This is a genomic window from Burkholderia sp. APQ4-4ca, assembly GCF_057837105.1.
Genome location: NZ_JBYQCG010000072.1, coordinates 79,498 through 102,444, shown reverse-complemented (window position 1 = coordinate 102,444; position 22,947 = coordinate 79,498). Strand labels below are relative to the sequence as shown.

19 protein-coding genes and 1 pseudogene are annotated in these 22,947 nt (G+C 65.0%); 6 read left to right on the top strand and 14 right to left on the bottom strand.

Annotation, left to right across the window (positions count from 1 at the left end; translation table 11 throughout):
• Window positions 1-136: 136 nt before the first annotated feature.
• From AC3IFE_RS06570 to AC3IFE_RS06555, 4 genes are all read right to left on the bottom strand, one after another.
• Window positions 137-1,327, bottom strand: a complete 1,191-nt coding sequence (locus tag AC3IFE_RS06570; protein WP_089470597.1) for a M20 aminoacylase family protein — start codon at window positions 1,325-1,327, stop codon at window positions 137-139.
• 82 nt (window positions 1,328-1,409) lie between these two features.
• Window positions 1,410-2,744 (bottom strand): DUF3100 domain-containing protein, encoded by a 1,335-nt coding sequence (locus AC3IFE_RS06565; RefSeq protein WP_489189960.1) that lies wholly within the window; start codon window positions 2,742-2,744, stop codon window positions 1,410-1,412.
• 48 nt (window positions 2,745-2,792) lie between these two features.
• Window positions 2,793-4,307 (bottom strand): aldehyde dehydrogenase family protein, encoded by a 1,515-nt coding sequence (locus AC3IFE_RS06560; RefSeq protein ID WP_489189959.1) that lies wholly within the window; start codon window positions 4,305-4,307, stop codon window positions 2,793-2,795.
• A 54-nt stretch (window positions 4,308-4,361) separates the two neighbouring features.
• On the bottom strand, window positions 4,362-5,249 hold the full coding sequence (locus tag AC3IFE_RS06555) for an NAD(P)-dependent oxidoreductase (protein WP_489190148.1): 888 nt from the start codon (window positions 5,247-5,249) through the stop codon (window positions 4,362-4,364).
• A gap of 128 nt (window positions 5,250-5,377) precedes the next feature.
• Between AC3IFE_RS06555 and AC3IFE_RS06550 the strand changes: the two genes are divergently transcribed.
• Window positions 5,378-6,286: a LysR family transcriptional regulator gene (locus tag AC3IFE_RS06550; RefSeq protein WP_089470045.1), complete on the top strand. Its 909-nt coding sequence runs from the start codon at window positions 5,378-5,380 to the stop codon at window positions 6,284-6,286.
• A gap of 480 nt (window positions 6,287-6,766) precedes the next feature.
• Window positions 6,767-7,954 (top strand): GGDEF domain-containing protein, encoded by a 1,188-nt coding sequence (locus tag AC3IFE_RS06545; RefSeq protein ID WP_489189958.1) that lies wholly within the window; start codon window positions 6,767-6,769, stop codon window positions 7,952-7,954.
• 42 nt (window positions 7,955-7,996) lie between these two features.
• On the opposite strand, the gene AC3IFE_RS06540 is transcribed toward AC3IFE_RS06545, so the two are convergent.
• From AC3IFE_RS06540 to AC3IFE_RS06505, 8 genes and pseudogenes are all read right to left on the bottom strand, one after another.
• Window positions 7,997-8,887 carry an alpha/beta fold hydrolase gene (locus AC3IFE_RS06540; protein ID WP_089470047.1) on the bottom strand — a complete coding sequence of 297 codons (891 nt, stop codon included), beginning with the start codon at window positions 8,885-8,887 and terminating at the stop codon, window positions 7,997-7,999.
• Complete coding sequence (locus AC3IFE_RS06535) at window positions 8,887-9,333, bottom strand: DMT family transporter (protein ID WP_489189957.1); 447 nt, start codon at window positions 9,331-9,333, stop codon at window positions 8,887-8,889. Before AC3IFE_RS06535 ends, AC3IFE_RS06540 begins: the two co-directional genes overlap by 1 nt.
• 2 nt (window positions 9,334-9,335) lie before the next feature.
• Window positions 9,336-9,941 (bottom strand): TetR/AcrR family transcriptional regulator, encoded by a 606-nt coding sequence (locus AC3IFE_RS06530; RefSeq protein WP_489189955.1) that lies wholly within the window; start codon window positions 9,939-9,941, stop codon window positions 9,336-9,338.
• Between the two features lie 286 nt (window positions 9,942-10,227).
• Window positions 10,228-10,968, bottom strand: coding sequence for a GntR family transcriptional regulator (locus AC3IFE_RS06525; RefSeq protein WP_089470050.1), 741 nt, complete (start codon window positions 10,966-10,968; stop codon window positions 10,228-10,230).
• Complete coding sequence (locus AC3IFE_RS06520) at window positions 10,965-12,347, bottom strand: aspartate aminotransferase family protein (protein ID WP_489189954.1); 1,383 nt, start codon at window positions 12,345-12,347, stop codon at window positions 10,965-10,967. The genes AC3IFE_RS06525 and AC3IFE_RS06520 overlap by 4 nt, the downstream gene beginning before the upstream one ends.
• Before the next feature lie 10 nt (window positions 12,348-12,357).
• Window positions 12,358-13,692: a glutamine synthetase family protein gene (locus AC3IFE_RS06515; protein WP_489189953.1), complete on the bottom strand. Its 1,335-nt coding sequence runs from the start codon at window positions 13,690-13,692 to the stop codon at window positions 12,358-12,360.
• A gap of 433 nt (window positions 13,693-14,125) precedes the next feature.
• Window positions 14,126-14,236, bottom strand: a pseudogene (locus AC3IFE_RS06510) (IS3 family transposase); the annotation flags it as partial.
• A 2-nt stretch (window positions 14,237-14,238) separates the two neighbouring features.
• Window positions 14,239-14,931 carry a GntR family transcriptional regulator gene (locus AC3IFE_RS06505; protein ID WP_089470054.1) on the bottom strand — a complete coding sequence of 231 codons (693 nt, stop codon included), beginning with the start codon at window positions 14,929-14,931 and terminating at the stop codon, window positions 14,239-14,241.
• 207 nt (window positions 14,932-15,138) lie between these two features.
• On the opposite strand from AC3IFE_RS06505, the gene AC3IFE_RS06500 reads away from it, so the two are divergent.
• From AC3IFE_RS06500 to AC3IFE_RS06490, 3 genes are read left to right on the top strand one after another with little or no spacing between them, the layout of a single operon-like run.
• A complete protein-coding gene (locus AC3IFE_RS06500) occupies window positions 15,139-16,551 on the top strand; it encodes an MFS transporter (RefSeq protein ID WP_089470055.1) in 1,413 nt (470 codons plus the stop codon).
• On the top strand, window positions 16,548-17,903 hold the full coding sequence (locus tag AC3IFE_RS06495) for an MmgE/PrpD family protein (RefSeq protein WP_489190147.1): 1,356 nt from the start codon (window positions 16,548-16,550) through the stop codon (window positions 17,901-17,903). Before AC3IFE_RS06500 ends, AC3IFE_RS06495 begins: the two co-directional genes overlap by 4 nt.
• Window positions 17,896-18,624: an MmgE/PrpD family protein gene (locus AC3IFE_RS06490; protein WP_489189952.1), complete on the top strand. Its 729-nt coding sequence runs from the start codon at window positions 17,896-17,898 to the stop codon at window positions 18,622-18,624. The genes AC3IFE_RS06495 and AC3IFE_RS06490 overlap by 8 nt, the downstream gene beginning before the upstream one ends.
• Before the next feature lie 443 nt (window positions 18,625-19,067).
• Here the strand turns inward: AC3IFE_RS06490 and AC3IFE_RS06485 are convergent, their stop codons facing one another.
• Window positions 19,068-19,286 (bottom strand): hypothetical protein, encoded by a 219-nt coding sequence (locus AC3IFE_RS06485; protein WP_179233522.1) that lies wholly within the window; start codon window positions 19,284-19,286, stop codon window positions 19,068-19,070.
• Window positions 19,287-19,482: 196 nt separating this feature from the next.
• On the opposite strand from AC3IFE_RS06485, the gene AC3IFE_RS06480 reads away from it, so the two are divergent.
• On the top strand, window positions 19,483-21,369 hold the full coding sequence (locus AC3IFE_RS06480; RefSeq protein WP_489189951.1) for a methyl-accepting chemotaxis protein: 1,887 nt from the start codon (window positions 19,483-19,485) through the stop codon (window positions 21,367-21,369).
• Between the two features lie 369 nt (window positions 21,370-21,738).
• On the opposite strand, the gene AC3IFE_RS06475 is transcribed toward AC3IFE_RS06480, so the two are convergent.
• Complete coding sequence (locus AC3IFE_RS06475) at window positions 21,739-22,929, bottom strand: porin (protein ID WP_489189950.1); 1,191 nt, start codon at window positions 22,927-22,929, stop codon at window positions 21,739-21,741.
• Window positions 22,930-22,947 lie beyond the last annotated feature (18 nt).

Sequence of the window (22,947 nt, the reverse complement as noted above, 5' to 3'; positions counted from 1 at the left end):
ATATACCGTGGGCGCATGTCCAGACATACGCTTGAACGCGTGACTGCATGCGGCTTGCGGACGGGCGCCCCACACCGAGCTCACCTCGGCGGCGCTCGTTCATCACGCTCGGCCGCGAAAACTCGCCACTGCCTGCCTACCGTGCCAAAACCCGCTCCACCAGCCTCACGAAATAACTCGCGCCCACCGGCAGCAACGCATCGTTGAAGTCGTAACTGGCGTTATGCAGCAGGCAAGGGCCGCCGCCATGCCCATGCACGCGATGATCGCCCACCCCGTTCCCGAGGAACGCATAACAACCCGGCTTCTCGCGCAGCATGAACGAGAAGTCCTCCGCCGCCATGGTCGGATCGACGGCGGCGTTCACATGCGCGTCGCCCACCAGCTCGCGCATCACCGTCACCGCCACCGCCGTCTGCTCGGCGTCGTTCACGGTAGCCGGATACTGGCGCTGGAAATCCACCTCGCTCTCGCAATCGAAGGCCGCGGCCGTCGCGGCCACCACGGCACGCATGCGCGTCTCGATCAGGTCGAGCGTCGCCTCGGAGAAGGTCCGCACCGTGCCGCCGAGCCAGGCATCGGTCGGCACCACGTTCATCGCCTCGCCCGCATGCACCTGCGTAACCGACAGCACCGCGCCGTCGATCGGATTGCGGTTGCGCGTGACGATCCCCTGCAAGGCGCTCAGCACCTGCCCCGCCGCGAACACCGGATCGCGGCCCAGGTGCGGCATGGCCGCGTGGCAGCCGGCGCCGCGCAGGTTGATCCGGAACAGGCTGGTCGAGGCCATCAGCGGCCCCGGCCGCACCGCGAAATCGCCGGCCGCGATGCCGGGCCAGTTGTGCAGCCCGAACACGGCATCCACCGGAAAACGCTCGAACAGGCCGTCCTCGATCATCGCGCGCGCGCCGCCGCCCGTCTCTTCGGCCGGCTGGAAGAACAGTTGCACGGTACCGTCGAACTCGCCATGCCGCGCCAGATGGCGCGCGGCCCCCAGCAGCATCGCGGTGTGCCCGTCGTGGCCGCACGCATGCATCGCGCCGGGCACCGTCGAACGATGCGCGAAGGTGTTGGCCTCCTGCACGGGCAGCGCATCCATGTCGGCGCGCAGGCCGATCGCACGCATGCTGCCGCCGCGCTTCAAGGTGCCGACCACACCGGTGCGGCCGACGCCGCGCGTGACGGCGTAACCCCATTGCTCGAGCCGCTCGGCGACGAGTTCGGCGGTGCGGAATACGTCGTAGCCCACCTCGGGATGGGCATGGATATCGCGGCGTATCGCCGTCAGTTCGTCGGCGTGCGCGACGATGGAATCGATCAGTTTCATGCGGATGGGAGCGCTCTCGTCGGTCGTCGCGGCACGGCGGCGGACGGCCATGCCGACCGCCGCCGTGCCGCGAGGCCTCGGGTCAGATATGGAACAGCTGCGCCACCAGGGTCGCGCCGATGAAGGTGCCGGCATTGGCCACGAAGGACACCAGCACGATGCGCCAGCCGAGCCGGCGGAAGGCCGGGATGTCCTTGGCGATCGACAGCCCCGCGAACACCAGCATCGGCGTGGTCACGCCAAGGAAATCGTTGTGCGAGCTGAGCGCGGCGATCTGCGAAGCCCACGGCGACCACGGCGAGGTCAGGAACATCGCCACCACCGATACCCAGCAGACCGCCGGAATCCGACGCCCCGTCACACGTGCCAGCGCATCGCCGACGATCGTCGCGCCCACCATGATCGCCATTCCCGGCAGTCCCTCCAGCGGGGTGGTGCCGTGGGCGATCCAGTCGCACACCAGCGCCATCGCGGCCGTCACGATCCAGGCGAGCAGCTTGCCGCCGTAGCCGAGCGTGGGCGCCTCGGTCCGCACGTCGCCCAGCGACGGGCTGGCCGCCCCGGGCTGCGCCGATGCCTTGGTGGTGCGGCCGATCAGCGGCTCCAGCACGCGATAGCCCCAGACCGCGAGCGGCAGCGAGATGAACAGCGTGAAGTAGGTGCCGATGGTGGTGGTGATCAGGTTGCTGGCCGCGGCGAACGCGAGCACCGATTTCGCCGTCTCCGGGTCCTGCTGCGCGGCGATCGCGCCCGACGCGGCCGCCATCATGCTGCCCGAGCCGACGCCCGAGCCCATCGCCAGCGCGAGCGGATCGAAGATGCCGAGGCTGCTCACGAAACCGGCGAACACGGCGATGAACACCGCACCGAACACGGTGCCGGTCAGGTACTCGGCCAGCACGCCGCGGCCCTCGGCCGAATCCATCCCGTACTTCTCGCCGATGATCGCCAGGCTCGGTTCGCGGCCTACCGAGAAGGTCGCGCCGATCGCCTCGCGCTTGATGCCGAGGAGCAACGCGAGCGGCAGGCCGAGCAGGATGGTGCCGACGAAGTGGCCGAATTCCTGGAAGGCCAGCGCCCAGCCCGCCGATGCCAGCTTGGGCAGTGCGCTGCCCACCATCAGCCCGAGCTTGGAAACGAACAGCAGCAGCGCCGGCTGCAGGATCGCGGCCGCGAAGAACTGGTCGGGCACGCTCAGGCGCGCGCTGCTGTTCCAGCGCGCGCTGGCCAGCCCCACCGCGGCGCCGAGCAGCAGCGCCCAGATCATCGGCAGCAGCACGACCTTGCCCGGTCCGATCTTGAACGTGAACGAGCCGATCCATTCCGCCACCAGCAGGATGCCGGCCGCGTAAAGCAGGACCTTGGCGGTGGCCGCGCCGCCCAGCTCGCGGCGCTCGATACCCAATGCGTGTTCCATGACGAGTCTCCCCTTGAAGCCCGGCTGCCGTCGCATGCGGGCCGGTGGTTACAGATAACCGAACGCGGTGGGCGGCGCTTCGGCCGTCTCGACCCACACACTCTTGGTCTGCGTGTATTCGTACAGCGCCTCGACCCCGCTCGAGCGGCCGTAGCCGCTCATGCCGTAGCCGCCGAACGGAGAGGCCACGTTGATGGTCTTGTAGCCGTTGACCCAGAAGGTGCCGGCATTCACCTGCGCGGCCACGCGATGCGCGCGCGCCACGTCGGTGGTCCAGGCCGCGCCGGCCAGGCCGAAGTCGGTGTCGTTGGGGATCGCGATCGCCTCCTCCTCGGTGTCGAACGGGATGGCGGCCACCACCGGCCCGAAGATCTCGGTGCGCGCCACCTCCATCGCATTCGACACGCCGGCCAGCACGGTGGGCGCCACGAAGTAGCCGCGGCCCTCCCCGACGCGCTCGGCCGAGCCGCTGGCGAGCGTGGCGCCTGCCGCCACGCCGCGCGCGATCATGGACATCACGTGGTCGTACTGCTTGCGATTGTTGATCGGGCCGACCTCGGTCGCCTCGTCGAGCGGCGCGCCGACACGAATCTTCTTCGCCCCGGCAGCCACCATCGCGACGAATTCGTCGTAGACGGCGCGCTGCACCAGCAGACGCGAGCCGGCCACGCAGCTCTGGCCCGCGCCGGCAAAAATCGCCGCCTGGGCGGTCAGCGCCGCGCGCTTGAGGTCGGCATCGGCGAACACGATATTGGCCGACTTGCCGCCCAGCTCCAGCACGCAGGGCAGCACGCGGCGCGCGGCGGCCTCGGCGATGCGCGCGCCGGTGGCCGGCGAGCCGACGAACACCACCTTGCTCACCACGCGATGCGCGATCGCCGCCTGCCCGGTGGTGTGACCGAAGCCGGCCAGCACGTTGACCAGGCCGCGCGGCAGCCCGGCCCGCTCGCCGAGCCGGGCAAGCGCCAGCGACGTGAAGGGCGTCAGCTCCGACGGCTTGAGCAGCACGCCGTTGCCCATCGCCACCGCGGGCGCGACCTGCCAGCCGCAAGTGAACACCGGCGCGTTCCAGGGTGTGATCTGCAGCACCACGCCGGCCGGCTCGCGGCGCGTGTAGTTGAGGTGCGACGTCGGCACCGGGATCACGCTGCCGTAGAACTTGTCGGTCCAGCCCGCGTAGTACTCGAACATCTCGGCGACCTTGGCCACCTCGCCCCGGCAGTCGCGGATCGGCTTGCCCGAGCCCAGCGCCTCCAGCCGCGCGATCGCCTCGGCCTCGGCGCGGATCGCGCGCGCCACTTCCTGCATCACGCGGCCGCGCGCGGCATGCGTGAGCGCCCACCACTCGCGCTGCGCGCGGCGCGCGCTTTCGGCGGCATGGTCGATCACGGCCGCGCCGGCGTCGCGATAGGCGAGCGTGGCCTCGCCCGTCGCCGCATCGTCAAGCTGGATCGTGTCGCCCTGGCCGGCGACGAGTTCGCCGTCGATATACGAGCCGATCGTGGCGGCACCGGGGAAGAAATGCGCGAAGGCGGCGAGCAACTGGTCTGCGTGCTGGGTCATGTCGGGTATCCGTATAAGTAGGTCGAACGGGATCGTGGCGCGAGCTGCCCGGCCTCAGGCAGGGTCGAGGAAGTCGACGATGCGGTTGAAGTCCTCGCCGTCGGCGACGGAACCCTCGCTGGCGGCCCACACGCGCGCGGCCTCGCGCGCCACCGGCGCGACGCTGTCGAACTGGTCGAGCAGCCCCAGCGCGAGCCGCACGTCCTTGCGCATCAGCTTCATGGTGAAACCGGAATCGAACTTGCCGTTGAAGATCCACGTCGGGTAGTTGGTCAGCGTCGCGCTGTTGCGGCCGGAGCCGCCGTTGAGCGCCTCGACCAGCTTTTCCGGATCGACGCCGGCCGCGTGCGCGGTGCGCACCGCCTCGCTGGCGACCAGCAGGTGCACGCCGGTCAACAGGTTGTTGAGCAGCTTGGTGACGTGGCCGGCGCCCACCGGGCCCACATGCACGCGCTTGGCGCTGATCACCGCGAGGATCGGCTCGACGGCCGCGATATCGCTGTCCGAGCCGCCCAGCACCATGGTCATGGTGGCGGTGGCCGCGCCCTTCGGGCCGCCGCTCACCGGGCCGTCGACGAAGCCGATGCCGCGCTCGGCCAGGGCCGCCGCCACGCGCCGCGTGCTGTCCGGATCGGCCGTGGTGGTGTCGATCACGATGCTGCCCGGCTTTGCGTTCTCGAGCACGCCGCCCGCGCCCAGCACCACCGCCTCGACCACCGCCGAAGTCGGCAGCGACAGCAGCAGCACGTCGGCGTCGCGCGCGATCTCGGCCACCGACTCGCGCGCCGACAGCACCGCCTGCCCGGCCAGCGCGAGCGCCACGCCGGGCGCCGCGTCGTAACCGAGCACCGTGTAGCCGCCGCGCCGCAGCGAACCCGCCATGCCGCGCCCCATGTTGCCCAGACCGATCACGCCCACCGTTTTCATCCGACGACTCCTGATAGCTGTTGGTTCGAGGCCGGCGCATCAGCTTGCGCCCGCCTTGCATGACAACGATGTTCCGTCCGGCGACCCGTATAATCAATCAACGCCAATATTGATATTGTTCTCTTTTTTAGAACACCTGGATCATGAGCGATACCCTGACCGACAGCCGGATCGTCTATTTCTACGAGGCCGTGCGTTGCGGCACGATTCGCGCCGCGGCCGACTGGCTCGACGTGGCGCCATCGGCCGTGAGCCGCCAGATCGGGCTGCTGGAGAAGGAGCTCGACGCCACCCTGGTGGAGCGCCACGCGCGCGGCGTGACGCCCACCGAGGCGGGACGCTGCGTGATCGAGTATTTCCGCGAGCAGCTCGCGCACCGCGACGACCTCATCTCGCGCCTGCAGGAACTGCGCGGGCTCAAGACCGGCGAGGTCAGCCTGGTGCTCGGCGAGGGCTTCGTGTCGGACCTGCTGGCCGGGCCGATGCAACAGTTCTGCCGGCAGTTCCCCGGGATCCGCGTCAACCTCGACGTGGGCAGCACCAACGACGTGATCCGCAAGATCTCGAACGACGAGGGCGAGATCGGCCTGGTCTACAACCCGCCCGCCGAGCCCAAGCTGGTGTCGCGCGCGTCGAAGCGGCAGCCGATGATGGCGATCGTCGGCCCGGACTTCCCGCGCCGCAGCCACAAGGTGCTGACGGTGCAGCAGCTCGCCACCTACCCGCTGGCGGCCACCCACCCGTCCTACGGCACGCGGCAGATGATGGAGGCCGTGGAATACGCCGAGCGCGTGCGGCTCGCCCCGAGCGTCACCACCAATTCATTCGCGATCCTCAAGGAGTTCGTGAAGTCCGGGCTCGGCATCGCGGTGATGCCGGCCTTCGCGGTAACGGCCGAACTGCAGGCCAAGGAGTTGTTCGCAATCGAGATCGCGCATCCGATCCTCGAGAACGCCGAGGCGCACATGGTCACGCGCGTGGGCCGCAAGCTGTCGGTGGCGGCCAACAAGATGCTGCAGATGATGACGGGGCAGATGCGGGCGTTTCGTTAGCGAGGGCCGGCCTGGCTCGTGCGCCTGCTGCCGCCCGCGACGCGCGTCCGGGTTGGGAGACGGTTTCATGAAGACCGCCGATTCCGCTGCGAAGTGTTCCGTTTCGGCAGATCGAGCAGCCTCCGCGTTCGCGAAATGCTTCGCGTAGGAAAGCATAACGTCAGGCACACGTCGACGAAGCAGGCGGCTGCCGGAAGTGCCTCGATCGTTGGCGTCTTCATGGCGGACATGGCCCCTTTTCCGGAACGCCTCGAAACCGCGGCGCTTGCAACATCGAGGCGCGGCCACCCATTCGCAACGTGGCATTGATCGTCGCCCCGCCATCGCTGCTCGCGATGCCTGGCCGCCTCTGTCGGAAACACGGGTTCATGCCGCCGGCGGTCCGCCCGGACTTTTTTCAAGAATTCGACGCATCTGCCGTTATCCCGGTATTCCCTCAACCTTTCCTCGTCGTGGCGGGGACCCGCCTTGGCGTCGGCAATGACAGTCGATCTAGCTACCCTTTACCTCCTGGCGATCGGAACGTTGCTTGCCAGTTCCGCCATGACGTACTGGGAGCATATTTCCCATCCCAAGCGCGGCGACGAACTGCGCATGCTGGCGATTGGATATGCGGCACTCGGAAGCGGCTGCGCGCTGGCGGCATTTCGGCGCGAATTGCTGGGCGCCGCTGGCGCCGCCGTGAGCAACCTCGTGATTCTGGGTGGCTATCTCCTGGTTCTGCACGCCGTGGCAATGTTCAATGGCCGACGGTATGTCGGAAGCTCAATGGGTTTGCTTCTCTTGATGGGGCTTACATGGGCGGCCTCTACAGCGTCCTCCCAGACGGTCATATGGCTCTATGTCAGCGCCATCCCGATCGCGCTCGTCTCCGCCATGACGGCCTTCGAACTCACGCGACGCGACGGCATTCCAGCGGTTCAATCCCGACGCGTCGCAGTGGCGGTCACGGGGATCCACGCACTGTTCTATGCCGCCAGAGCATTCGCTCTGCCATGGCTGGTCTCGGCCTGTGGAGCGGGCGCACAATCGATTGCCAGCAAAATCACCATGTACGAGGGCGTCCTTTATTCCGTTATTTTGCCGATGACGTTGCTCCGCCTGACGCGGGAAGAAATTCATGGCGAACTCTTGCAGGAGTCCCGTACCGATTACTTGACTCGCCTGGGGAATCGCCGGCTGTTCTTTGAAGAGGGAGAGCGGGTGATCAACGAGCACGGGATACGTCGGCTACCGACCACTCTCCTTGCATTTGATCTCGATCAATTCAAGAGAATCAACGATCGCTTCGGGCACAAAACCGGCGACGACGTATTGAAGTCATTCGCGGATACGGTCCGATCCGTTGTCGACACCGAGACGAGCGTGGTCCTCGCGCGCATCGGCGGCGAAGAATTCGCTGCGCTGCTGCCAGGTTACGACGCCCACCGCGCAAGCGCGGTGGCCGAGACCGTCGCAAACCGGTTTGCGGCGATATCGCATGGCGCTGACGGCAATCGCATCCGCGCGACCGTCAGCATCGGCCTGGCCGAATCGGATCATGAGACGGCCTCGCTTACCCACTTGCTCTCGGTTGCCGACCAGGCACTGTATCGAGCAAAATCGCTCGGCGGCAATCGGCTCGTCCACGCAACGGGCGAGCACACCGGACATGCGGCGGCATTTTGAAAGAATGGAGCGGTTGCCGCGTATCCATTGGGTCGACCGAACTCACGGTGAAGCGAAGAACCGCACCAACGCCTCCGACACGGCTTCGGGCTGCTCCTCCGGCTGAAAGTGTCCGCAATTCGCGACGATCTCGCCCGTGACGTTGTTTGCAAACGGGCGAAGCGCGGCTGCCATGTCCGGGATCGATCCCTGATCCGCGCTGAGGCCGAGCAACGGCATCGTCAGCTTCCGCTCGTGCGACAGCGCCCGGTTCTGCTCGACCGAAAGCGCCGCGGCGCGATAGAACGCGAGGCCTGCACGCATGCCCCCAGGCGCGCGGTAGATCCTCAAATACTCGGCTATCTCGTCCTCGCCATAGCACGCCGGGTTGGCCGTCTTGCTCCAGAAAAACCATTCCAGATAGGCCCGTTCACGACCTTCGAGAAGAATCTCGGGAAGGTCCGGAACGGCATGAAAGGAAAAGTGCCAGGTCTTCCACGACCGGTCGGACGAAGACGGCAGCATGTCCGGCAAGGTAATGCCTGGAATGCCCGCATCCAGCAATGCCAGTGCGTCAACCTCCTCGCCGAACAGATGTGCATACGGAAATGCCACCCACGCGCCGACGTCGTGGGCGGCGAGACTGTATCGTTTGAGTCCGAGATGGCTTACGAGGTCGTGCACGCGCTGCGCGACCGTTTGCGTGTCGTAGCCATCCATCGGCCGATCGCTATCGCCCTGGCCTGGCAGATCGATGGCGACGACGCGAAAGCGGCTAGCCAGTAACGGCATCACTTTGCGCCACGCATACCAGCTCTCGGGAAAGCCCGCGAGCAGGACGATGGTGCGTGCGGCACCCGCACCGCCATCGACATAGTGAAAACGCAAGCCTTTCGCCGTCGCGAAACGATGTTCAAAGCCGGCGGGCGCCGCCGGCATCTCGCCATGTATCATCAAGGATTCCTCTTCGAAAAAAGCACGGCACCCGCAATCAGCAGAAAGACCGCGATGACTCGCCGTGCGGTGAGGGGATGGGAGGCCGATCCGAACAACCCATACTGATCGATCACGACGGAAAATAGCGCCTGCCCGGTGATGACCATCGAAATCATGGTCGCAGCGCCGAGTCGCGGCGCGGCGGCGGTCATTGCTGTCAGTGCGAGCGCGCCGCACAGGCCGCCGCTCCATGACCAGACCGGCAGATCGACGCCGCCCTCGCCGCGCGGCAAACCGCCAGTGGTCGCCAAACCGATCACGACCAGCGCGACCGTTGTGACTGCGCCGGATGCGGCGGCTGCCCAAAGAGGCGATCCCAACGGGCGCGCAAGTCGCCCATTGATCACCGCCTGCAGTGGCAACATGGTCCCGCCGATGAGAGCCCAAAAAACGGAGCCGTTCATGGTTATTCCAGGACTTTGAGTGCAAGCGCAACGAACGCGTCCGTATCTTCACTGAACGATTCGGCTTTCCCGAGCACGCGCATTCCCTGCAGCAGCGCAAGCAACAGATCGGCCACCGTCGCCGGGGCAGCCGTGGTCGTGATCGAGCCGTCGTCTTGCCCCTGGCCGACCAGTGCGATCAGCAGATCGCGACGCCGCGCAAGCTGGCCACGCATTACAACGCCCACGCGGGAAAACTGAGGTAACTCTGTAATCCCTGCCACCAACAGACAGCCAAGTTTGCCCTCTTTGCCCTGACTAAGCCGGGCATAAAGGCCAAGCAATGCCGCGATAGCGGCGCGCCCGCTCTCCGCGTCAGCCAGTATGGCGGCCACCTCCGCCTCGCGTCGGGCGATATAACACTCGAGTGCTTTGGCGAAGATGCCTTCTTTATCGGAATAGGCCTTGTAGAGGCTACCGGTAGTTAAACCGGTCGCCCTGGACAGATCGCTGATCCCGGCGGCCGAATACCCCGACGCGCTAAAGAAGGCAATGGCGCGACTGAGAACCCGCTGCTCGTCGAAGGTTCTGGGTCGGCCCCGAGAGCGGCCTGCGACTGGCTGAACCATTTTGATCACTCCATTTAGGAAGTGATCATTCTATAAATGGTCCACTTTTTCGTCAAGCGACCAGAATCGGGGCGACGTCCGCACGCGCGCGAACCGGCCGCGGCCTCGGAGGCCGGCCGAGCAACGGGCGACGTTGCACAGCGTCCAGCTTGCGCGCGTGCGGAGTGGTCACGGTACGGCACAGGCCGGGAACCGCGAACGGTATGCCGTTCATGACGCTCGAGGACGAGACGGGACAGGTCGGCGCTGGCTGCGCGACGGCGCGACGGTCGAGTCGCGCCTGCGCTCAATCGCGTTTTAGCGTTGACCTCAGAAACTGTCCCGCCACGAAGATGTCGCGCTCCACCGCGCGTCGCGCCGCGGCGGCATCCCGCCTGTCCAGCGCATCCATCAGGTCTTCGTGGGCGTCGTTCAACACGGCGGAGGCTTCGGCCGTGTCGAAGAGACGGTTCGAGATTGGGCCGGCCTTCAGCCACAGCGTATCGATCAGCTCGAACAGCAACGGCGAGCCGGCCGCCTTGTAGAGCAGGACATGGAAGTCTTCGTTGGCGGCCAGGTAATCGGTGGCTTGGTCGGCCTTCAAGGAAACGGCGGGCTGCCGCAGCGTTTGCTTGTCTCCCGCGGGCGCGCGGGCGCGAGCCGGCCGATTCGCGGGGTTCTTCAACGCCTTCGCCATGCGCTGGCAAAGCTTGCGCAGCGTGGCGAGTTCGGCCGGCTCCAGTCTCAGGCAACCGCGCTCGGCGGCCTCGCCCTCGAGCAGCATGCGCATTTGCAGCAGATCGTCGAATTCGGGCATCGTCAGCCTGGGGACGATCATTCCGGCGTTGGGCACGTTCACCAGCGCGCCTTCGGCGGCCAGACGCTGTAGCGCGGCGCGCACCGGCATCTGCCCCACCCCCATCTCGGCTGCCACGTTGCGGATCTTCAAGCGCTCGCCGGGAAGAAAGCGGCCTACGGTGACCCATTGCCGCAACGTGGCGTAGATCGTGTCCTGCTGCGTGGTGGTGGGTTCGATGTCGTTACTCATGAATCGGTAGCGGCGGTGAGCGAAGCCAGCACGGTATCGAATGCGGTGAGCAGGCGCTGCACGTGCATCGGAGTCGTGTCAGGGCAAACGAGCATCATATTGTGAAAAGGCGTGATCAGCACGCCGCGGTTCAGCAAGGCCAGATGCAGCGCGTGCTCCAACTCGGCATCCATGACCGCCTCGGCCTCGCTGCCGTTGCGCGGCGGCTGCGGGCAGAACTGGAACTCCACCCGGGCGCCCACCTGGGTGACGCACCACGGCAGGCCGTGGCGGGCCAAGATCGTGCGCAGCCCGGCGGCCAGTTGCTCGGCCAGCGCGTGCATGGGGGCGAAGACCTGGGGCGTCATCAGGTGAGTGAGCGTGGCGCGCATCGCCGCCATGGCCAGCAGGTTGGCGGTAAGCGTGGTGCCGATGCCCGAGTGGCCCGGCGGTGCCGTGCGCTTGGCGGCCTCGGCGCGCTCGGCCAGCACGGCGCTGAAACCATAGGCCGCGCATGGCATGCCGCCGCCCAGTGCCTTGCCCACCACCACGGCATCGGGCTGCAGGCCGTGAGCGCGCGCATAGCCGCCGGGGCCGCTGCTGAGCGTGTGCGTCTCGTCCAGTACCAGCAGGCTGCCGTGGCGGCGGATGATGTCTTGCGCCTGCGCCCAGTAGCCCGGTTCGGGCAGCACCATGCCGATGTTGGTCATCACCGGCTCGGCCAGAACGCAGGCCACGTCGCCCGGGGCCAGCGCGGCTTCCAGTGCGGCCAGGTCGTTGAATTCCACCACGCGCGTGGTGGCGGTGAGATCGTGTACCTGGCCCAGCAGGCTGGCACGTTGCGTGGGTTGGCCGTCCACCAGGTCGACGAATACGTCATCGACCGTGCCGTGATAGCAGCCGTTGAACACCAGCAAGGTACGCCGCCCGGTGGCGGCACGCACCCAGCGCAGCAAGAAACGGTTGGCGTCGCTGGCCGTCATGGCGAACTGCCATTTCGGCAGGCCGAAACGCCGAGCCAGCAATTCACCCACGACGGATGCGTCCTCGTTGGGGAGCATGGTGGTCAGGCCGTGCCGTGCCTGGGTCGCCAGTGCCTCGGTTACGACGGCGGGCGAATGGCCGAACATGGCGCCGGTGTCGCCCAGGCAGAAGTCGGCCAGCGTGTGGCCGTCCACGTCGGTGAGTTGCGCGCCCTGGGCCTGCGCCACGTGCAGCGCGAAAGGCGTGGACCAGTCGTTCATCCAGTGCAGCGGCACGCCGAACATCAGCTGCGGCGCGGCGCGTGTGGACATCGCTTGCGACTTCGGGTTGCGTTGCGCGTATTCGGCGCGTTCATGTGCGAGCAAGGCCTGTACGCGTTCGCGCTCGATGCCGGTATGTGGAAGGGTGTGGTTCATTACGGACTCCTCAAACCAGCAGTAACAGGTGCTCTCGTTCCCACGAACTGATCACCCGGTTGTAGGTGGAAAATTCCAGTTCCTTCACCGCGCAGAAGGCATCGACGAAAATTTCGCCCAGCACCTCCTTCATGGCATCGCAGGCGCGCATGGCCTCGATCGCGTTTTCGAGATGGCGCGGCAGTTCGTGGGCGACGTTCCACGCGCTGCCGTCGGTGGGCTCGCTGGGAGGCAGCCGGTCGCGCATGCCGATGTAGCCGCAGGCCAGCGTGGCGGCCATGGCCAGATAGGGATTGGCGTCGACGCCGGGCACGCGGTTTTCGACCCGGCGGGCGCCGGGGCCGGACTTGGGGACGCGAATACCGCAGGTGCGGTTGTCCTGCCCCCAGCGCACGTTGATGGGCGCCGACATGTATGGCGCCAGCCGCCGGTATGAATTGACGTAGGGCGCCAACATGGGCATCACCTGCGGGATATAGGTTTGCAGTCCGCCAATGAAGTGGTGAAAGTGTTCGCTGGCCGCGCCGTCGGTATTACTGAAGATATTGCGGCCTTCGCCGTCGTTGATGCTCTGATGAATGTGCATGGCGCTGCCGGGTTCACCCTCCATGGGTTTGGCCATGAACGTGGCAAAGACGCCGTGGCGCAGCGCCGTCTCGCGCACCGTGCGCTTGAACAGGAAAACGCGGTCGGCCAGGTCGAGCGGGTCGCCGTGGCTGAAGTTGATCTCCATCTGCCCCGGGCCAGCCTCGTGGATCAGCGTTTCCACGCCCAGCTGGTGCTGGTCGCAGAAGGCGGAGAGTTCCATGAAGAACGGATCGAAGTCGTTCACCGCGTCGATGGAGTAGCTCTGCCGCCCCACCTCGGGCTTTCCGGTGCGCCCCAGCGGCGGCTGCAGCGGCTCGTGCGGGTTCTGATTGCGTGCCACCAGATAGAACTCCATCTCGGGCGCCACGACGGGCTGCCAACCGCGTGCTTCGTACAGCGCCAGCACGCGGCGGAGCACCGCGCGGGGCGAGAGTTGCACCGGCTGGCCGTCCCATTCCAGGCAGTCGTGGATGACCACGGCCACCGGTTCGGCCGCCCACGGCACGATGCGCACGGTGGCGGCGTCGGGCTTGCAGACCATGTCTGGGTCGGTATCGCCCACGAAGGGGCTGTTGTCCGGCTGTTGCCCGTTCACGGTGTTGAGCAGCACGCTCTTGGGAATGCGCATCTCTCCCGACGCCATGAACAGATCGCGCGGAAGGATCTTGCCGCGCGCGATGCCCGTCATGTCGGGGATGACACACTCCACCTCGCGGATGCGGTGCCGGGTCAGGAACCCGCTCAAAGCGTCATTCATGGCATGTCACTCACGATGTGATCACAAAAATAGAGTTTTACGTATGCTACCCCAAAAATATTTGGTTTTGTGATCACAAATATAGCCAGGTGAACGATGGACCATTCGCGACAGCGCCAACACTGCGGGTCGCAGATCCATGAGCATCCCCATGCCATCGAATGGCTTCGTACCCGAACGGGCAGCACGCTGCCGTGACGGCATCGAGAATGGCCGAGCGTGTGCGGTGGTGAGACGAGTCGGGATGGGCTGGCTTTCGATCGATGGGCTTGAACGACATCCTCTACGTCTCGGCCGCCGTCTCCGTGCCGATCATTCCGTCGATCTGAATTACGCGACCGCCAAAGGGCGACGGTGGCAACGCGGCCGGGGCGCATCGAGGTGCAGCTTGCCGCCGGCGCCGTGAAGGAGAGCGGCCAAAATCCGGGGCCGGTTATGCCACGATTCCAACACGCTTCCGGTATTCAAGTGGGCTGAGGGAGCCGGGCGAGACCTTGATCCGGATTGCCTCGTACCAGCGGATATACGAGTGGAGAGCTTCGATGATCAGGCGACCCAGATATTCTCGATGGATTTCAACGCACCTATCACGATAGAACGATTGAGCGCCGCAGCAAGCGTGCCGTCTCGTTCCGCATACGCTTCGCACAGCCGCAGGTGATCTGCGCACGAGCGTTGCATCCGACCTGGCAACGACGTGCTCAGATGCCGCATCCGATTGGTCCGCATACGCATGGAGTCGAGCACTTCCTTGAAGATTGCATTGCGGCTCACACGCAACTCCTCGTCACGAAACGCGACGTTGGCCCAGAAGTAAGCGTCGACATCGCCTTGGCTGGCGGCCTGAGCCAGCGCCCCATAGGCTCTCCAGAGCGACGCAATGTCGTCTTCCGTCGCATGCTCGACGATCGCCAGCGACATCTCTGCATAGAGCAGCGCGCGCAGATGGTAAACCTCGCGAACGTCCTTCAGGCTCATCGCCGCCACGCGCGGGCGCCGCCGTGGCGACCAGTCGACCATGCGCTCGCGATGCAGCACGAACAATGCTTCGCGCACCGGCGTCCGGCTGACACCGAAACGTCGGGCAAGCTCGACCGAATTCAGGTCGTCGCCCGGCTGCAACCGGCCTTCGATGATGCTTCGCGCCACCCAGTCGACGATTTCCGCCACCCGCGAACTCTCGCCGCCGGCCTCCGCGGGGTCTTCGGTGTCCGCCAGCACGACGTCGCTTTCATTCATTCCGCTTCCTTCCCTCACCCGACAAGGCGCCTTTTGCACCGGTGCGCTGATTCTACCAAGAGGCGATCGGACGAGGCAGGCACGTTACCGCCCCAAAGTGTATCCACTTCAAAGAAAAATACTTTGAAAAATCCCATTTGTTCGCTTAATCTTGCCAAAGTGTCGACAGATAAATAAGGGCCACATAAATCAACATCGGAGACTGTCATGTATCTGGAGAAAGATGTCGCCATCGCAAGCACGGTCGAAGCGAGCGTATCCGCCCGACTCGATCGACTCCCGCCGACCCGCTACTTTCGTGGCCTGGTCGCGCGCATCGCCATCGGCGGCTGGTTCGAGTTTTACGAAATGTTCATGGCTGCCTATATTTCGCTCGGGCTCATCCACAGTGGCCTCTATCGCGCCACCACGGCGAGCATGTTCGACGTCAATGGCTTCGCGAGCTTCCTCGGATCGTTCTTCGCCGGCATGTTCGTCGGTACCGTCGCGCTAGGCGGATTCACGGACCGCTTCGGGCGCCGCGCGGTGTTTGCCGCGGCGATGGTGACCTACTCGATCGCCACCTTTGCGGCGGCTTTCCAGACGTCGGCGCTTGGCATGGATGCGTGGCGCTTCCTGGCGGGCATCGGCATCGGCGTGCAGCTCATCACTGTCGACACTTACATTTCCGAGCTGACACCCAATCACACACGTGGTCGCTATTCGGCGTTCAGTATTCTCGTCATCCTGACGTCCGTGCCGACGGTAGCCGTGCTGTCGTATCTGCTCGTGCCGTACACGATCCTCGGTCTGGACGGCTGGCGGTGGGTGATGATCATCGGCTCGGCGGGCGCCGTCCTGATCTGGTTCATTCTGCGCAGACTGCCTGAATCGCCGCGCTGGCTGGAAAGCAAGGGCCGTCACGCCGAAGCGCGCGCCATCGTCGACGAGATCGAGCGGCAGGTCATCGCGGAAACGGGGCAGCGGCTGGACGCCCCCGCTCTCGACGTGCCGCTCGCCTCCGAAGAAGGCACCGGCTCGTGGCTCGAAATGTGGAAAGGTCGCTATCTGCCGCGCACGATCATGCTCTCGTGCTTCAACTTCTTCCAGACATTCGGCGTGTACGGCTTCGGCGCGTGGGTGCCGGTGCTGTTGTTTACGAAGGGCATCACGCTCACACACTCGCTGCTCTACACCATGGTGATCGCCTTCGCCACACCGCTCGGTGCGATCGGGGCAATGTGTTTCGCCGAGCGCGTGCAGCGCAAATGGCAACTGGTGGGCTGCGCGGCTGTCGTCGCCGTGGCAGGCGTCCTGTTCGGCATGGCGCGCGGGCCCGGGCCGATCCTGATGTGCGGCGCGGCCGTGACGATCGCCAATAACTGGCTGATCGGGATCTTTCATACCTACCAAGCAGAGCTTTACCCGACCCGCATACGAGCGCGCGCGGTCGGTTTCGTATTTTGCTGGAGCCGGCTGAGTTCGATCTTTGTCGGGTTTTGGGTGGCGGCGCTCCTCAAGCATTCGGGCGTGCCTGCCGTGTTCGTGCTGATTTCGTCGGCCATGTTGGTCATCGTCGTGATGGTGAGCGCCCTCGGGCCGCGCACCAACGGCATCCGTTTAGAGGAGCTGTCTCAATGAGTTCGATTGCCGCCGCATTCGCGCATGGCTTGTATGCCCTCGCGCAGCGTCCGCTGTCCGCTACCGTCGCGCGCGAAGCGCAACGCTCGCTTATCAATGTGATCGGCACGGCGATCGGTGCGTCGGGCCATCCCGGCGTCGACGCGATTCTTGCCGCCGCTCGGGAACTCGGCGTCGCTGCGTGCGCGCCGGTGCCGGGCCGCAGCGAGCGCGTGGACGTGCATTTTTCCGCGCTGGCTACGGGCTTTGCCGGGCATCTGGACGATTTCGACGATACCCATCTGGCAACGGTCATCCACCCGGCCGCGTCGATTCTGGCTGTCATCACCGCACTCGCGCCCGAGACGAAACCTACGGGGCGCACCGCCCTCACCGCGTTCGCGCTCGGCTGTGAAGCGCAGTTGCGCGTGGGCGTATCGATCTCGCCGGAACATTACGACCGCGGCTGGCACATCACCGGCACTTGCGGCGTGATCGGCTGCGCGACGACCGCCGCGTTGCTGCTCGGACTCGACGAAACTCGGCTCGCGCAAGCGGTGGCGATTGCCGCTTCCATGTTCGTCGGCCAGCGCGAGGCATTCGGCACGATGACCAAGCCGTATCACGCGGGCAAGGCCGCGGCCAACGGCGTCGCCGCAGCCCGTCTCGCGCAGGCAGGCCTGCAGGCCAGCGGCGATATCTTCGAAGCGCGCGGAGGGTATGCGCATTCAATGTCGACGCGCGTTGACTTCGGGCAGATGAACGACGCGTTCGGTGAGCGCTGGGAGCTACGCTTCAACACGTACAAGCCCTACCCGTGCGGCATCGTCGCGCATCCGGCCATCGACTCCGGCCTTGCCATCGCACCACACGTGGCAGACGTCGGCGCTCTCGAGTCGATAGCACTGCGATGTCATCCGCTCGTCCCCGAACTGATGGGCAATCCGCAACCAAAGGATGGCCTGCAGGCTCGTTTCAGCGCGATTCACGGTGTGGCGGCGGCGCTGTGCGACAGGCGCGTGGGCCTTGCACAGTACGAAGATGCACGCGTCGTCAAGGACGACGTGCAGCGCATTCGCGCGCTGACGAGGCTCGTACCGGACCCGACGGTCAATCGCGACGAAGTGTTCATCCGCGCGACGCTCACGAACGGCGCGGTGCTCGAACATCATGTGGAACACGCGCGCGGCAGCCTCGCTCGTCCGCTCACCGACGAAGAACTGATGGAAAAAGTCCGCCTGTTGGTCGACCCCGTACTCGGCAAGGGCAGCGCGGCCAGCCTTGCCGCGACTGTCGAAGCGATCGACTCCGCACCGTCGCTCGACACGCTGTTTGCGCTGTGCGCGCCGAACAAGGAACTGAACCATGCATGAAACTGCTCAACATTCCACCGTCTCCGAAGCCCTGACCACCTTGGCCTGCGGCCCGCTCGACGCGACGTCCGCCACTGCCGTCGACCACGCACGCGCGCGTCTCGCCGAGGCGCGCGCACACGTCGACGACGCCATCGCGGCCCAACTGGGGGCACTGCTGCAGTCGCAAGGCAGTTCCGCCGGCGATCTACGGGTACGCGCATGGACGATGGGCGCCATGCTGGCGCAAGTCGACGCCACGCACAACGTGGCTGTGCTCGCCGCCGTCATGACCATCGGCGATGCACTCGACACACCCGAGCTCGAGATGGCGCAAGCCGCGGCCGTCGGCATCGAAGCCGCGGCTCGGCTGCTCGGCGCGGTGGACAGCGATGCGTTCCGCGCGCGCTGGAACGTGGCATCGGCGATTGGTGTATTGGGTGCTGTACTCGCCGCGGCACGCCTGTACCGGCTCGACGAAACGTGCGCACGCCATGCGTTGGGCATCGCAGCCACCCAGGCCGCAGGCCTCGCTCATAACGTGACGCACGACATGGGCGCGCTCGAAACCGGCAAGGCCGTCGCAGACGCGATCGAGGCCGCACTGATCGCGAAGCACGGCTTCACGAGCGCTCCGGCGTCCATCGACGGACGGCGCGGTTTGGCTGCGCTGATGGCGTATCGCTTCGACGCGGCGTCCATCGTCGACATGATCGGTAGACGCTGGGTGTCGGCGCGCTAGATCGACATCTGGGCTTCGCTGTTCTGCACAGTGCCTGGGTTCTGGCAAACATCAACCTCGGATCGCCAGAACCCTTTTGCTGGCCAAGTCATCGGCCAGCCATTTTATTCGTCGAGCCGATCGCAACGGTTCGCCTCACGTTCAAGATCTCATGCCTTCGTATCACTACCGCTGACGTATTGCATGCAGATTCCGACGGCAAGCCGCCCTCGAGCTTGCGCTGTTGCACATCAAACACCGGGGGATCGAGTGCGATCCCGCCGACCTGGTTCGCAGCGGTCATGGCAGCAATGCGGATATCCGTCAGGGGCTCCGGGGAGGCCTCCAACGCAGAGGCGCCGGGTACGACATTGGATTAGCGTCGCTTCCCGAGACGGCAGTGCCCCCGAAAACGGGGAAGCTGACAAATCACCCACCTGATAAGAAACAGCCGATCGGGTTCCTCAAAGGTTGCCGGCGCCTGGCGTCGGTTGATCGTCGGGGTAGAGGATTGCGTCGGCGATCCGGCCTGCCACCCCGTCGAGATCGGGGAACGGCACACCGCGGTTGATGCCAGCCGTCTGAAGCTGCGCGCGCATGGGACCGAACGCGTCGGGCGGGATCCGGATATAGCTCAAGCGCTTTTTGAAATGCGTGTTTGTGTCGAGAGAGACGTACTTCATCCCCACAAACCGTCCTCAATCTTTCAAACACCAACACGGCGCCCGTGCCTGGCGCAGAAATACGTCGAAGTTCTGCACCGATACTGCTCAAGCCACCGGAAAAGAAGCCGACAACCATTAATAACCATCCGCTCTGCGTTCGTTGCGCGCCGCAAGACATTACGGTTCAAGTTCAGATTCTGCTCAGGGGGCATTTGTGAAGCTTACGAGTTCGATCGCATTCAAGTTCAGCGCTGTGGCTGGTGCTGCACTCGCGGTTGCGGTTCTCCTTCTAACCGCGGTCGGCGCGCGCAGTGTGCGACAGCAGGCCGTCGACCAGTTCGAGCGATCCAGCCATGAGCGCATTCTTCAGGCCGATGAATCGCTCGACACCAATTTTCGCGAGGTCGAGCAAAACATCAGCTACCTTGTACAGACAACGCAACTAAGAGCGGCTGATCAGAGCATCACCGACTATCTGACTCATGGCGGCCAGATGACGCCGGATGCTAACGGCGAAACTGAAAAAACTATTTTCACTCTGCTGAAGCAGTTTGGCGACAGTCACCCGAACATGCGATACCTCGATATAGGCACTCGCTGGGGTGGCTACGTCCAATGGCCCATCGAGAGCATGAATGGCGACCACTATGATCCTCGCGTGAGGCCGTGGTATCAGTTAGCGTTGACGGCGCCCGATCGCGTCGTGCGCCCTGCTCCATATCTGAGCGCGGCGGGTTCCGGCGGTGCGATCATTTCGTTTGCTCGAGTCGTGAAAGACAGCAAGGGAGAAATCCTCGGCGTGCTCGAGGGCGACATCTCGCTTGCCGACTTCGCTCGCCTCACCAGCGGTATCAAGTTTGGCGAGACAGGTTACCTGCTCGTCGCAGACAACAACGGAAAGATCCTGATCGACCCAAAGGCCAAGGAACACGAGTTCAAGGATCTGAAAAGCCTTGGCGGCGGCTACGCGCAACTGGCCGCGTCGCCAGACGGGCTGACCACTGTACGGATGGACGGCGTTTCATACGAATCCTTCATCTATACGTCGCGAAGGAATGGCTGGAAATATTTCGCCTTGGTGCCTAGGCCGGAAATGATGGCGGCCTCCAACAGGCTGACTTTGACGCTCATCGCGACGGGTCTTTTCGTGCTGGCCGCAGGGCTTGGCATGACGATCCTGCTCGGGCGAAAGATGACAGGCCCAATCCGCAGCCTCGCTATTTCCATGCATGAGATTGCTGCCGGCGACGGTGATCTGACCCGGAGGCTGCCGCTCGATAGCAAAGACGAAGTTGGCCTTCTGGCGCGTCACTTCAATGCCTTTGTCGCGAAGCTCCACGGCGTCATGCAGAATGTCGCGAGCACCAGCGGCCACCTCGAGCTCGCGGCGGGGGAAGTATCGTCAGGGAATCTGGACCTGTCATCAAGGACCGAGCAGCAGGCGGCTTCGCTACAGCAGACGGCTGCGAGTATGGAGGAGCTTGCGAGAACCGTACGCGGCGCGGCCGAACAGGCAACGAGCGCCAATAGCGTGGCGAGCGGCGCAGTCGAGACAGCCCATCGCGGGAATGAAGCGGTTTTGAAGGCCGCGAACACGATGAACGTCGCGGTCGAGCAATCCAGCAAGATCGTAGGGATCGTCGGCATGATCGAAGGCATCGCATTCCAGACGAACATCCTCGCTTTGAACGCAGCGGTTGAATCGGCACGTGCGGGCGAAAGCGGACGCGGCTTTGCCGTCGTCGCCGCCGAGGTGCGAAACCTTGCCCAACGCTCAACGACCGCAGCCAAGGAGATCAAGGGCTTGCTGGAGTCATCTGTCGCGAATGTCGAGGCGGGTGCCGAACAGGTGAACCTCGCAGGAAAGACCATTGCCGAATTGGCCACGGCCATTTCGCATGTCGCGACGATCACGGACAAGATTGCCACGTCGGCTCGCGAACAGAGTCGTTCGATCGATGAGGTGAATCAGGCGGTCGCCTTGATGGACCAATCGACCCAGCAGAATGCCGCACTTGTCGAGGAAATAGCCGCCGCTTCGGATTCGCTCAAGTCGCAGGGTCACGAACTCAATTCTACCGTTCGCTTTTTCAAGCTGTAGGGCTCGCAGCAGAGCCGCACACCATCGTGAGCAAGACCTCCGGTTCCTTCCGGCTAGAGCATTTTCCGGGCGGCCGGTCATGTCGAATGAAACCGCCGCCTTACTTAAACGGTTGAAGCTCCACGGGATCGCGATTCCTGCCCTTCTCGGATTCGTCGCAGGCTCGCACGGCCGCTACCGCCTGACGACCCGTCTCGACCCGTAATAGGAGTCCCTCCCTCCTATTACGCCCGACGCGACTCTTCAAGGCGCGCAGCGCATCTTCCGCCGTGGACTTCCGATTGGTGTGACCGCCGCGTTGCGCGGCTCGTCGTGACGATGCTGTCCCGTTCGGCAACGCGCGCGGGCCCGCCGCGCGCCGTTCGTACGCTAGAAGCGATGTCGCAGCCCCGCCAGCACCGCGATCTGACTGCTGCGCCCCGCCCCCGCCGGGCCGAAGAAGTTGATCGCGACGGTGCTCGCATCGCCGGCCCGCCGCTGATAGACCATCGACATGTGCAGATCCGTGCGCTTCGACAGCAGATAGGTGACGCCCGCATCCACCTGATGCCATCTCGGCCGGTCGCCGGTCGCGAACGACGTCGCGCCGCTGCCGGCGTACCCGTGGCCATCCGTGAAGATGTAGCCGACGCCGCCGATCAGCGCCGGTGTGAAGTGGTAGCGCCCGTTGATCTCGTAGTTGTCGACGCGCAGGCTGTGGCCGCCGCGATAGTCGAGCCGCGTGTCGGTGATGACCACGTTCACCGCTGCCGCGCCGAACGAGTAGCCGCCGCCCAGTGCCGAGATGCGCTGACGCTCGACGAAACCCGCGTTATAGAAGATGCTGGTCGAGCCGCTGTACTCGTCGCCGATCGCGCCGTTCGGATTATTGCCCGACGCCGCGATCCCCGCCGACGGATTGTTCAGTTGCAGGTAGCTCGCGACCACGTGCATCGGCCCGCGCACGTAGTCGAGCCCGAAGCCGTACGCGCGGTTGTTGGCGAAACCCTGGCCGACGCCGCCGCCCTGGTTGCTGAATGCATAGAGCGCGCCGAGCTTCAATCCCGCGAGCGGACTCGCCTCGTATTTGACGCTGTTGTTCAGGCGAAACGTCTGGAAGCTGTCGTCCACGTCCCCGATGTGCGCGCCGTAGATGCTGCCGAACTGAAGCCACGCCATCAGCGGTGCGACGTAGTCGAACGTGTAGTCGTACTGGCGGCCGAGCGTCAGCTTGCCATACTGCGTGCTCGACAGGCCGACGTACGCCTGCCGCCCGAACAGCCGGCCGCCCTGCGACGACGTGCCGTTCAATCCGCTGAAACCCGCTTCGAGCCGGAACACCGCGGACAGGCCGCCGCCGAGTTCCTCGCGTCCGAGGAAGCCGACGCGGTCGCCGCTGCCCCACCCGGTCGCCATCGACCAGCGCGACGCGCCCTGCGCCCTGATCGACGATGCGACCGTATTCGTCCACGCGATCCCCGTATCGATGATGCCATACAGCGTGACCGAGCTTTGCGCGCGGACCGTGAGCGGCGCCGCGAGGACGCAAGCCACCGCAGCAGTGCAGACTGCCGTTTTCATTGTGCTTCTCCGGTTTCG

Bases quoted from the DNA above. Each gene is read 5' to 3' on its own strand.
- AC3IFE_RS06570 (WP_089470597.1), bottom strand. From the start codon at position 1,327: ATGAAACTGATCGATTCCATCGTCGCGCACGCCGACGAACTGACGGCG.
- AC3IFE_RS06565 (WP_489189960.1), bottom strand. From the start codon at position 2,744: ATGGAACACGCATTGGGTATCGAGCGCCGCGAGCTGGGCGGCGCGGCC.
- AC3IFE_RS06560 (WP_489189959.1), bottom strand. From the start codon at position 4,307: ATGACCCAGCACGCAGACCAGTTGCTCGCCGCCTTCGCGCATTTCTTC.
- AC3IFE_RS06550 (WP_089470045.1), top strand. From the start codon at position 5,378: ATGAGCGATACCCTGACCGACAGCCGGATCGTCTATTTCTACGAGGCC.
- AC3IFE_RS06545 (WP_489189958.1), top strand. From the start codon at position 6,767: ATGACAGTCGATCTAGCTACCCTTTACCTCCTGGCGATCGGAACGTTG.
- AC3IFE_RS06540 (WP_089470047.1), bottom strand. From the start codon at position 8,887: ATGATACATGGCGAGATGCCGGCGGCGCCCGCCGGCTTTGAACATCGT.
- AC3IFE_RS06535 (WP_489189957.1), bottom strand. From the start codon at position 9,333: ATGAACGGCTCCGTTTTTTGGGCTCTCATCGGCGGGACCATGTTGCCA.
- AC3IFE_RS06530 (WP_489189955.1), bottom strand. From the start codon at position 9,941: ATGGTTCAGCCAGTCGCAGGCCGCTCTCGGGGCCGACCCAGAACCTTC.
- AC3IFE_RS06525 (WP_089470050.1), bottom strand. From the start codon at position 10,968: ATGAGTAACGACATCGAACCCACCACCACGCAGCAGGACACGATCTAC.
- AC3IFE_RS06520 (WP_489189954.1), bottom strand. From the start codon at position 12,347: ATGAACCACACCCTTCCACATACCGGCATCGAGCGCGAACGCGTACAG.
- AC3IFE_RS06515 (WP_489189953.1), bottom strand. From the start codon at position 13,692: ATGAATGACGCTTTGAGCGGGTTCCTGACCCGGCACCGCATCCGCGAG.
- AC3IFE_RS06505 (WP_089470054.1), bottom strand. From the start codon at position 14,931: ATGAATGAAAGCGACGTCGTGCTGGCGGACACCGAAGACCCCGCGGAG.
- AC3IFE_RS06500 (WP_089470055.1), top strand. From the start codon at position 15,139: ATGTATCTGGAGAAAGATGTCGCCATCGCAAGCACGGTCGAAGCGAGC.
- AC3IFE_RS06495 (WP_489190147.1), top strand. From the start codon at position 16,548: ATGAGTTCGATTGCCGCCGCATTCGCGCATGGCTTGTATGCCCTCGCG.
- AC3IFE_RS06490 (WP_489189952.1), top strand. From the start codon at position 17,896: ATGCATGAAACTGCTCAACATTCCACCGTCTCCGAAGCCCTGACCACC.
- AC3IFE_RS06485 (WP_179233522.1), bottom strand. From the start codon at position 19,286: ATGAAGTACGTCTCTCTCGACACAAACACGCATTTCAAAAAGCGCTTG.
- AC3IFE_RS06475 (WP_489189950.1), bottom strand. From the start codon at position 22,929: ATGAAAACGGCAGTCTGCACTGCTGCGGTGGCTTGCGTCCTCGCGGCG.